The following is a 12,248-nucleotide window of genomic DNA, read 5'->3' as shown; positions in this document are numbered from 1 at the left end:
GGTTTTACTGTGCTAAATACCCCCTTTTCCCCTTGGCCATTATATACGCAAGAAGAAGCAGATGCTGTATCTCGGGTATTGCTCTCTAATAAGGTGAACTACTGGACAGGAACCGAGTGCCGGGAGTTTGAAAAAGAATTTGCCGCCTGGGTTGGCTGTGATTATGCCATCGCATTAGGTAATGGCACTTTAGCTCTCGATCTGGCGCTAAAAGCTATTAATGTAGGAGAGGGTGATGAGGTCATCACTACGCCCAGAACATTCTTAGCTTCTGCATCATCTATCGTTACGGCTGGTGCTGCCCCTGTTTTTGCTGATGTAGATCTTAACAGCCAGGCAATTACTGCTGAATCAATCAAAGCAGTACTGACCGAAAAAACAAAAGCGGTTATTGTGGTTCATTTGGCTGGTATGCCTGCCGAGATGGATGCAATTATGGAGCTATCCAAAGAGTGTGGTTTCTACGTTATTGAAGATTGCGCTCAAGCACATGGCGCTAAGTATAAAGGTCGTAGTGTAGGCTCTATTGGCCACATAGGGGCCTGGTCGTTTTGTCAGGACAAGATTATGTCGACTGGCGGTGAGGGCGGAATGGTAACGACCAATGACAGAGAGCTTTGGTCAAAAATGTGGTCATACAAAGATCACGGTAAGAACTACGATGCTATATATAACCGTAAGCATCCCCCCGGCTTCAGATGGCTGCATGAAAGCTTTGGCACTAACTGGCGTATGACAGAGATGCAGGCCGCTATTGGCCGTATACAGCTTAAACGAATGCCGGAGTGGACAGCAAAAAGACAAGAGCATGCTGCATTGATTGATTTGGCCGTGGCCGGTTTAAGCGTGGTCCGCACTGTTGTTGTGCCTGAGTATAGCGAGCATGCAGAGTATAAACACTATCTCTTTGTTAATTCACAACACTTAGCATGTGGCTGGACACGAGACCGTATTGTTGAAGCCATCAATCAGAGAGGTGTTCCTGTCTATCAGGGGAGCTGTTCTGAAGTTTATCTGGAAAAAGCGTTTGATAGCACCCCCTGGAGGCCGAGGGCACGTTTAGAGAAGGCGAAAGAATTAGGAGAGACGAGCTTGATGCTGCTTGTCCATCCGACTCTGACAGAAGATGAGATGGCACTGACAGCACGAGTGTTGCGAGAGGTGCTTGAACTCGCATCTTTGAAGTAACGTTCTCACTATAAACAAACTAGAGGTTATGCTTTCTGTGCGTTTCTTACTTACGCTATCCAGACCATTAAAGAAAATAGTCAGTTATGTATCTGATTCATTATGTGTCACGGCTGCATTCTGGGCTGCTTATTACACCCGAATGGGAAAAGTCGCCGACTATATGGCCCAGCCCGAATACTGGTTGCTTCTGTGTATTCTGATCTGTATTTCGATAGTAGCTCTTAATCGTGCTGGTTTGTATCGGGCGATTATCCGGTATATGAGTACTTCGGCTTTTTTGGCAGTGTGCTTTGCATCAGTTATCTCAGCGTTCTCGTTAGTGTTGTTTTCTCATTATCTTCAGGCTTTCTTACCCCGCTCTGTTCCGGTTATTTTTGCAAGCTACCTGATGATGTTTTTAGGCGGCAGCAGGATGTTGATGAAGCACTATATAAATAGTGTTTTATCGCCGAAAAGAGAGAAAGTGGTGATTTATGGAGCCGGCTCAGCAGGCCGCCAGTTGCTGAATCTTATCAGGCAAGGTAACGAGTACAAAGTGGTTGCTTTTCTGGATGATGATAAAGAACTGAGCAGAACTACAGTACAGGGAGTTGTGGTTTACGACAGAAGCAAACTTAAGCGCTTGTTAGAGAAAAGTTCAATTAGTAAGGTGCTGCTGGCAATGCCATCTGCTTCGAGAAGTCAGAAAAGAGTCATTGTTGAAATATTGGCTGAGTACCCAGTAGAGGTGCTTTCAATGCCCAATATGGATGACATTCTTGCTGGCGGCTTTGACCTGGATAATTTAAAAGAGGTAGCCATTGAGGACTTGTTAGGAAGAGATTCCGTTGAGCCTGACCATGAGCTCATGAAGAGAAATATTGAGCATAAAGTTGTTATGGTTACGGGGGCGGGCGGGTCTATTGGTTCAGAACTATGCCGTCAGATTTTGGTTCAAAATCCCGTACGAATGGTGCTGTTTGAGCTGTCGGAGTTTGGTCTTTACCAAATAGAGCGTGAGCTTACGGAACACGCAAAAAAGCATGGAATTGCCTGTAAAATTCTCCCTGTCTTAGGTTCAGTTCAGCGTAGTAACAGATTATCTGCTGTGATGGAATCATTTGGTGTCCAAACTGTTTATCATGCAGCAGCATATAAACATGTCCCGTTGGTTGAGTACAATGTGGTAGAGGGCGTACGAAACAATGTATTTGGTACTTATTATACAGCAAAAGCCGCGATTAAAGCCGGGGTAGAGTCCTTTGTATTGATATCTACGGATAAAGCTGTAAGACCAACAAACATAATGGGAACGACTAAAAGGCTGGCGGAGTTAGGTCTTCAGGCCCTTGCTGAGCAAGAAGCCCGGAAAACGAATGGAACCCGTTTTTGTATGGTGCGGTTTGGTAATGTACTGGGTTCCTCTGGTTCGGTTATTCCGTTGTTCAAAAAACAACTCAAGGAAGGGAAGCCAGTTACGGTTACTCACCCGGATATCATTCGATATTTTATGACTATTCCTGAAGCTGCTCAGTTAGTGCTCCAGGCTGGAGCCATGGGAAAAGGTGGCGACGTATATGTGTTGGATATGGGGGAGCCGGTAAAAATCGTTGATCTGGCAAGGAACTTGATCCGGCTTTCCGGCCTGGAAGTTAAGTCTGACAGTAATCCTCTCGGGGATGTAGAGATCCGCTTTACGGGGCTGCGGCCAGGAGAAAAGCTTTTTGAAGAGCTATTGATTGGCGACAACGTGTCTAAAACTAAGCATCCCCGGATTATGGCTGCCAATGAAAACTCCCTTTCTTTGGATGATTTCACCAGTTTGCTGGATAAGCTGGACCGGGCTTGCCATGAGTTCGATCATGAAGCCATCCGGGAAATTCTTTTGCAGGCACCGACAGGTTTTACGCCAACAGATGGCATATGTGATCTGGTCTGGAATGCCCGCCATCATAGCAACTAATTCAATAAACAAAGCCAGCTTAATGCTGGCTTTGTTTATCTGGGTGTTCTTACCTCAACCACCGCCTCGGATCCTGCGCCTCACTATTCCGCCTGATCTCAAAGTAAAGTGAAGCGCGATCCTGCCCACCAGTATCTCCGGCAAGGGCAATGGTCTCCCCGGCCGTCACCTTATCCCCTTCTTTTTTCATCAGGGTCTGGTTGTATCCGTAGAGGGTCATGTCCCCTTTGCCGTGGTCGATCAGTACCATCAGGCCGTAGCCGCGCAGGTATTCGGCGAACACGACAGTACCTGAATAGACGGCTTTGACCGGCTGGCGGTAATTGGTACCAATCACCATGCCTTTCCAGCGGAGCTGGCCGTTTTGCTGGCTGCCGTAGTTGTGCAGCACTTTACCTTTCAGTGGCCATGGCAGTTTGCCTTTGCGTTTTGCCAGGCCATCCATTGGTACCGCATTACGTTTGCGGGCTTTTTCTATCTCGGCTTTCAGGCGGTTTTCGTTGCGCTGCAGCTCGGCAAGGTAGCTCTTGTCGTTTTTGATATTACCGCGGATTTTGGCGATGGTCTGCTTGCGTTTTTTCTGCGAGCTTTGCAGCTGGCTTCGGCGCTGTTTTTGCTTTTCCAGAATGGAGGCGATCTGTTCGCGTTCCTGCTTTAGAGCGCGGGCGGTGTCACCCATGTCGTTCTCGGTCTGCTCGAGTGCGGCGATGGTTTTGCTGCGCTGCTCTGCCAGGTAGCCGATGTACTGGTTTATCCGGTCCAGTTCGGCTTTATCTCCGCCCTGAAGCATGGAGGCCGCATCGTATTTGTGGCGGGAAACGTAGTAGCTTTTGACCAGTTCTTCGAGGCTTTTCAGTTGCTGGTCGCGCTGCAGTTCGAGGTCGCCGTAGCGGGACTGAAACTGGGTCAGCTTCTGGTTGGCCTTTTGGAGTTTGAGTTCGCTGGTGCGGATTTCTTTGTCAGCGTGGGAGATGCTCAGTTCGTGTTTTTTCAGCTCAGCCTGGAGTTTGTTGAGTTCCTGCTGGCTGGTTTTGAGTTGCTGTTGCTGACGGGAGATCTCTGATTTTACTCCTTTGAGCTCACTGGCCTGGCTGGCCATGGCGGACTGGAGGGGAGCGCAGCACAACAGGCATGCAAAAACGCCAGTGCGAAGGGCACTGGCGTTAAGAAATTGCTTAGTCAGGATCATCCGAATCATCTTTCCGCCATAGTCAGGGCCCGGGAACTCCAGGCCCTTGATTATGGGAATGATTATTTCAGATTAACGATCACCTGACCAGACATCTCTGCCGGGATTTCCATGTCGGTCAGTTTCAGCATGGTTGGAGCCAGGTCAGAAAGCTTACCGCCTTCAGCAAACTCAAGCTCACGGTTACCCACGTACAGCAGAGGTACAGGCAGGTTAGTGTGCGCAGTGTGGATGCCGCCGGTCTCAGGGTCTACCATCATTTCTGCGTTACCGTGGTCAGCAGTCAGCAGCATCTGGCCGTCAACTTCTTTAATAGCTTCAACCACTTTACCTACACATACATCGATAGCTTCAATTGCTTTCTCTGCAGCGTCGTAAACGCCGGTGTGACCAACCATATCCGGGTTAGGGTAGTTACAGATAATCGCATCGTACTTACCAGACTTGATAGCCGCGACCATTTTCTCGGTCAGCTCTTCAGAACTCATTTCTGGCTGCAGGTCGTAAGTGGCAACTTTAGGAGAGGCAACCAGGCTGCGCTCTTCGCCTTCAAACTCGTTCTCAACGCCACCGTTGAAGAAGAAGGTTACGTGTGCGTATTTCTCGGTTTCAGAGATGCGCAGCTGAGTTTTGCCTGCTTTAGACAGCCACTCACCGTAAGTGTTTTCCAGTGATGCTGGTGGGAACGCGATAGACAGAGGGATGTCTGCCGCGTACTGAGTCAGCATGACAAACTCGATCGCAGGGAATTTCGCGCGCTCGAAACCTTCGAATGCTGGTACGAATGAACGGGTGATCTGACGGGCACGGTCAGCACGGTAGTTCATGAAGATAACAGCGTCACCGTCTTCGATAGCTGCTGATTCCTGGCCTTCAGCGCGGATTTCAGTTGCTTTAACGAACTCATCGTTCTCTTCACGGGCGTAAGCCGCTTCCAGACCTGCGGTTGCAGAGTCGTAAGTGAATTCTGCTTTCGCTTCAGTCAGCAGCTCGTAAGCTACCTGAACGCGGTCCCAGTTGTTGTCACGGTCCATGGCGTAGTAACGGCCAACCAGAGAAGCAACGCGGCCTTTGCCAAGCTCAGCAAACAGCTCGTCAAAACGCTTCAGTGAACCTTCAGCGCTGCGTGGTGGCGTATCACGTCCGTCCAGGAAGCAGTGCAGGTAGATTTTCTCTGCGCCGCGCTCTGCTGCCATTTTAACGGCTGCGTAGATGTGGTCTTCGTGGCTGTGTACGCCGCCCGGAGACATCAGGCCCATCAGGTGTACTGCTTTGCCTGCTGCAATCGCTTTGTCCATTGCCGCAACCAGAGCTTCAGTCTGTTCGAACTCACCGTCCTGGATTGACTTGGTGATGCGGGTCAGGTCCTGGTATACCACACGGCCTGCGCCGATGTTGGTGTGACCAACTTCAGAGTTACCCATCTGACCATCTGGCAGACCCACGTCCATACCTGACGCAGAAATCAGCGTGTTAGGCTGGCTGGCAAACAGTTCATCCATTACCGGCGTTTTTGCGTTAGCAATCGCGTTGTTTGCGTTATCTTCACGGTATCCCCAACCGTCCAGGATCACCAGAGCCATAGGCTTCTTAGCTGACATATTCCTACCTCGTCAAATTCAAACTTTAAGAAAAAATTAGCGTAATTTTACTACACTTTGAGCCGAATGCAGCCCCGTGAGATCAAATTATGGGCGTCAATGGCTGTTACAAAATTTCAACTTACTTATTTATATACGATCTCATCTCACGTGTCACAGAGGAAATGACTATTAATGGGATTGGTGGATAATGGTTCTGTGGTTCTGTGGTTCTGTGGTTCTGTGGTTCTGTGGTTCTGTGGTTCTGTGGTTCTGTGGTTCTGTGGTTCTGTGTCTTTTTGTCGGCTCCCCATAGAACCACAGAACCATAGGACCGGTGATATAAAGCCTCTCTCAACTTCGCAGTCCGCAATCACACCTCTCGCATCTCACCAACTCCCGGGCTATACTCAGCCCTTCACTGAATTTAGCAACCTGATTGCAAGAGCGTAGGACATGCAAGAGTACACAGATTTTATTTCGCAAAATATGATTATGGTTGTGGTTTGGGCGGGTTTGTTCGTTGCCCTGATCATGAACATTTTTAAGAGTAAAACCGCGGGTTACACCGAGATCACCCCGGCTGAACTGACTCAGTTCATCAACAAAGAAGAAGGCGTGGTGGTGGATATCCGTTCAAAGGACGAGTTCAAATCAGGCCATATTACCGGGGCACTTCACGTTTTGCCGTCTGATATCAAAAATGGCTCCATCTCAAGCCTTGAAAAGTACAAATCCAGCCCAATTACTGTGGTATGTAAGTCAGGCCAGGCCGCTGCGGCGAGTGCAAACGATCTGCACAAAGCCGGTTTTGAGAAGGTCTACCTGCTGAAAAACGGTCTGATTGCCTGGAGTGAGGCAAACATGCCACTGATCCGCGGTAAGAAATAAGCCTTACCCGAGACAGAATCTAAGCACTGAGCGAAACATCGCCATCGTCCGCCACAACTTGTGAGCGCTGGCACGTATTGGAGAAACCTGCTGGTTTATCGGATATGACTCGTTTAGGCTCAGTGCAACTAAACCGAATACTGAAAGGATTTTTACGATGGCTGAAGCAGCACCACAACAAGATTCACAAAACTTCGCAATTCAACGCATCTTCCTGAAAGACGTGTCTTTCGAGGCGCCTAACTCTCCAAACATGTTCCAGAAAGAGTGGAACCCGGATGTAAAACTGGACCTGGACACTCAAAGCCGTGAGCTGGGCGAAGGCGTTTACGAAGTGGTACTTCGCCTGACCGTAACTGTTAAGAACGCTGAAGAAACTGCATTTCTGTGTGAAGTGCAGCAGGGCGGTATCTTCTCTGCAGAAGGTATGGAAGCAGGCCAGCTGGCACACTGCCTGGGCGCATTCTGCCCGAACATCCTGTTCCCGTACGCTCGCGAAACTATTTCAAGCCTGGTAGTTAAGGGGACTTTCCCTCAGCTGAACCTTGCACCGGTTAACTTCGACGCACTGTTCATGAACTACCTGCAAAACCAGGCACAGCAGGAAGAAGGCACAGCAGAAGCATAATTTCTGAAGGCTCTGGGCCCTGGGGCGCTTCGCTCCTGGGCACTTGGTAAAGCAACAAAGCTTCCCACAGGGAAGCTTTGTTATAACAGGGGAAGTATAACTGCCTGTAGTTTATGTGGTTTCGTGACTTATAACCGTCACCGCCAAGAGCCAAGTACCCAGAACCCCGCGCCTTTTGTAAATGCACATCCCATGATGTGCATTTTTTATTTATACTACTCCCGATAAACGATAAAGCTGTCAGGCGGAACAATAATGGAAACAACTGGTAAAGACGTATATGGAAAAGAGATCTCGATGACGGTGATCGGTGCCGGTTCATACGGTACATCACTGGCGATCTCTTTGGCTCGTAATGGTGCCAATGTAGTGATTTGGGGACATGAAGAGGATCATATGCAGCGCCTGGAGCGCGACCGCGCCAATGAAGAGTTTCTGCCTGGCGTTGGCTTTCCTGATACCCTGATCGTTGAATCTGACCTGGAAAAAGCCGTAAAAGCCAGCCGCGATCTGCTGGTGGTGGTGCCGAGCCATGTATTTGGTATCGTGCTGCAGAGCCTGAAACCGCACCTGCGTGAAGACACCCGCATCTGCTGGGCGACCAAAGGCCTTGAGCCGGAAACAGGCCGCCTGCTGAAAGAAGTGGCGTTTGACGCAATTGGTGAAGAATACCCGCTGGCGGTTCTGTCCGGCCCGACTTTCGCCAAAGAGCTGGCGATGGGAATGCCGACTGCAATTTCGGTCGCCTCTCCGGACAATCAGTTTGTGGCGGATCTGCAGGAGAAAATTCACTGCAGCAAAACCTTCCGTGTCTATGCAAACAGTGACTTTATCGGTATGCAGCTTGGCGGCGCGGTGAAAAACGTGATTGCGATTGGCGCCGGTATGTCGGATGGTATTGGCTTTGGTGCCAACGCCCGTACCGCGCTTATTACCCGCGGCCTGGCAGAGATGACCCGCCTGGGTATGGCGCTGGGCGCGCAGCAGGAGACCTTTATGGGTATGGCCGGCCTTGGTGACCTGGTGCTGACCTGTACTGACAATCAGTCCCGTAACCGCCGTTTTGGTCTGGCGCTGGGTCAGGGTAAAGATGTGGATACCGCGCAGGATGAAATCGGTCAGGTTGTGGAAGGTTACCGCAACACCAAAGAGGTCTGGCTGCTGGCCAAACGCATGGGTGTAGAAATGCCAATTGTTGACCAGATCTATCAGGTGTTGTATCAGGATAAAGATGCCCGTGCGGCGGCGCAGGATTTGCTGGCGCGGGATAAGAAATCAGAAGCGTAAGTAAAAGGCACTGGGCGCTGGGCTCGAGGCCCTGGGAAGTTACTGGAGGAGCAGGGGAACGCGATGGGTAATGAGAATGTCGAAAGGCAGGAATGCAATATGAATCAGTGTGAGAAGAGAGTGGTGTGGGACGCGATCGTTAAAGAAGCGCGCGAGCAGGCGGATCAGGAGCCGATGCTGGCCAGCTTTTACCATGCGACCATCATTAACCACGACAGTCTTGGTGCAGCGCTGAGTTACATTCTGGCCAATAAACTGAGAACCGCTTCTATGCCTCCGATGGCGGTGCGGGAAGTGATCGATATGGCCTTTCAGGCCGATCCGTCGCTGACCAGTGCTGCCGCCTGCGATATCTGCGCTACGGTCAACCGTGACCCGGCGGTGGCCATGTATTCCCAGCCGCTGCTTTACCTCAAAGGCTTCCATGCCCTGCAGGGCCACCGTGTCGCCAACTGGTTATGGAACCAGGGCCGCCGCGCACTGGCGACTTACCTGCAAAACCAGATTTCGGTTGCCTGCCAGGTGGATATCCACCCGGCCGCCCGTATCGGTAAAGGCATCATGCTCGACCACGCGACCGGCATTGTGATCGGTGAAACTGCGGTAGTAGAGAATGATGTATCGATCCTTCAGGATGTAACCCTGGGCGGTACCGGTAAAGAGTGCGGAGACCGCCATCCTAAGATCCGCGAAGGCGTGATGATCGGTGCCGGTGCCAAGATCCTCGGTAATATCGAAGTGGGTGAGGGCGCCAAGATCGGCTCCTGCTCGGTGGTATTGCAGGCAGTGCCGCCTCACACAACTGTTGCGGGTGTACCGGCAAAAGTGGTTGGCCGGCCTAAAACCGATAAGCCATCACTGGATATGGACCAGCAGTTTAACGGTAAGTCGCAGACTTTTACCGGCGGGGATGGAATTTAGATATCAGAGGCGAGAGGCTGGATTTCCAGAAACGAGAGATTAAGCTTCTCGCAATCTCGCAATCTCGCAATCTCGCAATCTCGCAATCTCGCAATCAGGATACTTATGATAGATACCAGCTTTTACCTGAAATGCATCCAAACTCTGGAGCGTGCATACACTCTGGCTTCTCAGGCGGATCCGGAGAGTATTGAGTATGAGATGTACCGCTCTGCGTGTGTGAAGGAGTTTGAAATCCTGCTTGAGCAGTCAGGCAAGCTGCTGAAGAAGTGTCTTAAACCTTATTTTCACACCGATAAAGCCGCAGAGAGACTGTTTTTTAAAGACATATTTCGTCATGCCGCTCAGTTTGGCCTGATTGACACAGATGAAGCAGAACGCTGGCTGGAGTACAGGGACAACCGTAATAACACCGCGCATGATTACGGTGTTGAGTTTGCCGATACTACATTAAAGCTGTTGCCGGATTTTATTGCTGATGCAACGCGGCTTGAGCAGGTATTTAAACAACACAGCTATGATTGAGTTACGCGAGAAAGACCGCAGCAGGATCTGCCTGCTGGCTCAGGAGTTGCTTCCGGCCGGCAGTGAGTTGTGGGCATACGGCAGCCGGGTAAAGGGAACCTGCCATGATGCCAGCGATCTCGACCTGGCACTGATCTCACCTGAAGGAGTGGAAGATAATTTGGCTGAGTTTAAACTGGCCCTTCAGCACTCCAACATCCCTCTGTTTGTTCAGGTGATGCCGTGGAACCGTATCCCGGAAGCGTTCCGGCAGAACATTCTGGCACGTTATGAAGTGCTGTATAAAGTTACTGACTGAGCGCCATTCGGCGCTCTTTTAATGCGTACAGATACCCCAGCACCCCACCCAGCACATTACCCAGCGCAATACCGATAAACAGTCCTTCCACCTGATACAGCTGGCTGCCAATCCAGGCCGCTGGCAGGGTGAACACAAACAGGCGCATCGCACTCCAGTAAAACGCATTCAGTGGTTTGTGCATCGCATTCAGCGCACTGACCAGCATCATCACCACGCCCTGGAAGCCATAACTGAAGGGCACGACCAGCAGATAGTGCCACAGCAGGCTGCGTACTCCTTCTTCCTGGGAGAAAAGCGCTGCAAGCGGAATACTCAACGGGACCATCATGACAAATACCAGCAGCTGGAACACGATGGAGAAGCGCATGCTGAGAAACAGCCCTTTAAAGCTGCGGCCCGGGTTGTTAGCGCCAAGGTTCTGGGCCATGAACGGCGTCAGGGCAGAGGTCAGTGCCATCAGTACCAGCATCAGCAGGGATTCAACCCGCTGAGCTGCGCCATATGCGGCGACCGCTGCGGTGCCGTGGCTTGCCAGCATCATCATCATCACTGCGCCACAGAGCGGGTTCATTGCGCTGGAAAGGCCTGCCGGGGTGCCAATTTTCAGTATCTGCTTCCAGTCATCCGGCAGGGTCGCAAGGCGTGGCCAGGCCAGCAGGCGCTCTCTTTTCACCAGTACATATAATGAGCCAAACAGTGCGCCCAGCCAGCTCAGTGCACTGGCAATTGCTGCGCCCTGGATTCCCAGCTCCGGGAAAGGGCCGTAGCCAAAGATCAGCAGCGGGTCGAGCACGCCATTGATGATGCCGGCCAGCATCATGATTTTGGCGGGGGTTTTGGTATCCCCGCTGGCGCGAATGGCGGCGTTTCCTGCCATTGGGATTACCAGTAGTGGAATGGTCAGGTACCACACCTGCATATACTGATTGATCAGTGGCAGGAGTTTCTCTTCTGCACCAAGCAGACGAAAGAGCGGGTCGATGGTTGCAAGGCCGGTTGCCGAAGCGATGGCCACCAGGATCACCGCCAGCAGCAGGCCATGAGAAGAAAACCGCGCCGCACAGCGGATATCGCCCTGGCCCAGCAGCCGGCCAATATTGGTCGACAGCCCCGTGCCGATCCCCATGGTGATGCAGTTGACCGCAAAGGTGACCGGAAAGGTAAAGCTGATCGCCGCCAGCGCATCGGTACCGAGCAGGGAGATAAAGAAGGTGTCCACCAGGTTAAACATCAGGATCGCCACCATGCCGAAAATCATCGGAATGGTCATCCGCCGAAGTACTTCGGCAATCGGAGCGCTCAATAACCCGTGTTTATCTTGCATGGAACAGGTACAACTTATTGATGGAGGGAGAGCTAGCATAGCGAAAACTTTGGGGACGTACCAGAAGAGGGATTTGAATCTGGAGGGGCGGGGGGTGAACTATTTTGGGGTCCTGGGTTTACAGGTCCTGGGCCCTGGGGATTTTTCTGAAACTATTGTAAATAGACTTGACGGTAAGGCCTGCGTGGATGAGCCTGTGTGCAGAACCCAGAACCCAGAACCCAGAACCCAGAACCCAGAACCCAGAACCCAGAACCCAGAACCCAGAACCCAGAACCCAGAACCCAGAACCCAGAACCCAGAACCCAGAACCCAGAACCCAGCCCACATACCCGTTTTTCCAACCTTCCTCACACTTTTTTTCTTTTCAGCCCTTGGGATCCGCACCCGCTAACCACATATAACTTTCACAAGCCGTTGACGGCAATCCCTTTAAATCCAATGGAAATATCTAATCAGGAGAGACGAC

General features: G+C 51.1%; 11 protein-coding genes. 8 read left to right on the top strand and 3 right to left on the bottom strand.

All coding sequences use genetic code 11. The features are described from left to right. Positions 1-9: 9 nt before the first annotated feature. On the top strand, positions 10-1,188 hold the full coding sequence (locus ACVB80_RS19045; protein WP_481082866.1) for a DegT/DnrJ/EryC1/StrS family aminotransferase: 1,179 nt from the start codon (positions 10-12) through the stop codon (positions 1,186-1,188). Positions 1,189-1,216: 28 nt separating this feature from the next. After that, positions 1,217-3,133, top strand: coding sequence for a polysaccharide biosynthesis protein (locus ACVB80_RS19040; RefSeq protein ID WP_481082865.1), 1,917 nt, complete (start codon positions 1,217-1,219; stop codon positions 3,131-3,133). A 49-nt stretch (positions 3,134-3,182) separates the two neighbouring features. On the opposite strand, the gene ACVB80_RS19035 is transcribed toward ACVB80_RS19040, so the two are convergent. Both ACVB80_RS19035 and gpmM read right to left on the bottom strand, forming a co-directional pair. Continuing rightward, a complete protein-coding gene (locus tag ACVB80_RS19035; protein ID WP_481082932.1) occupies positions 3,183-4,322 on the bottom strand; it encodes a murein hydrolase activator EnvC family protein in 1,140 nt (379 codons plus the stop codon). 62 nt (positions 4,323-4,384) lie between these two features. Continuing rightward, positions 4,385-5,923 (bottom strand): 2,3-bisphosphoglycerate-independent phosphoglycerate mutase, encoded by a 1,539-nt coding sequence (gene gpmM, locus ACVB80_RS19030; protein WP_481082864.1) that lies wholly within the window; start codon positions 5,921-5,923, stop codon positions 4,385-4,387. A gap of 435 nt (positions 5,924-6,358) precedes the next feature. On the opposite strand from gpmM, the gene ACVB80_RS19025 reads away from it, so the two are divergent. From ACVB80_RS19025 to ACVB80_RS19000, 6 genes are all read left to right on the top strand, one after another. Continuing rightward, positions 6,359-6,793: a rhodanese-like domain-containing protein gene (locus tag ACVB80_RS19025; protein WP_481082863.1), complete on the top strand. Its 435-nt coding sequence runs from the start codon at positions 6,359-6,361 to the stop codon at positions 6,791-6,793. 157 nt (positions 6,794-6,950) lie between these two features. After that, positions 6,951-7,421 (top strand): protein-export chaperone SecB, encoded by a 471-nt coding sequence (gene secB / locus ACVB80_RS19020; protein ID WP_481082862.1) that lies wholly within the window; start codon positions 6,951-6,953, stop codon positions 7,419-7,421. Positions 7,422-7,676: 255 nt separating this feature from the next. Further along, entirely contained in the window at positions 7,677-8,708 is a 1,032-nt protein-coding gene (gene gpsA, locus ACVB80_RS19015) for an NAD(P)H-dependent glycerol-3-phosphate dehydrogenase (RefSeq protein ID WP_481082861.1), read from the top strand. A gap of 99 nt (positions 8,709-8,807) precedes the next feature. After that, positions 8,808-9,629 carry a serine O-acetyltransferase gene (cysE, locus tag ACVB80_RS19010; protein WP_481082860.1) on the top strand — a complete coding sequence of 274 codons (822 nt, stop codon included), beginning with the start codon at positions 8,808-8,810 and terminating at the stop codon, positions 9,627-9,629. Positions 9,630-9,734: 105 nt separating this feature from the next. Continuing rightward, positions 9,735-10,154: a nucleotidyltransferase substrate binding protein gene (locus ACVB80_RS19005; RefSeq protein ID WP_481082859.1), complete on the top strand. Its 420-nt coding sequence runs from the start codon at positions 9,735-9,737 to the stop codon at positions 10,152-10,154. After that, complete coding sequence (locus tag ACVB80_RS19000; RefSeq protein ID WP_481082858.1) at positions 10,147-10,452, top strand: nucleotidyltransferase family protein; 306 nt, start codon at positions 10,147-10,149, stop codon at positions 10,450-10,452. Before ACVB80_RS19005 ends, ACVB80_RS19000 begins: the two co-directional genes overlap by 8 nt. On the opposite strand, the gene ACVB80_RS18995 is transcribed toward ACVB80_RS19000, so the two are convergent. Beyond that, a complete protein-coding gene (locus ACVB80_RS18995; RefSeq protein ID WP_481082857.1) occupies positions 10,442-11,779 on the bottom strand; it encodes an MATE family efflux transporter in 1,338 nt (445 codons plus the stop codon). The genes ACVB80_RS19000 and ACVB80_RS18995 overlap by 11 nt on opposite strands. Between the last annotated feature and the right edge of the window lie 469 nt (positions 11,780-12,248).

The organism is Vibrio sp. 9-16B-A1, assembly GCF_056726165.1.
This window is presented reverse-complemented; position numbering and strand designations above follow the sequence as displayed.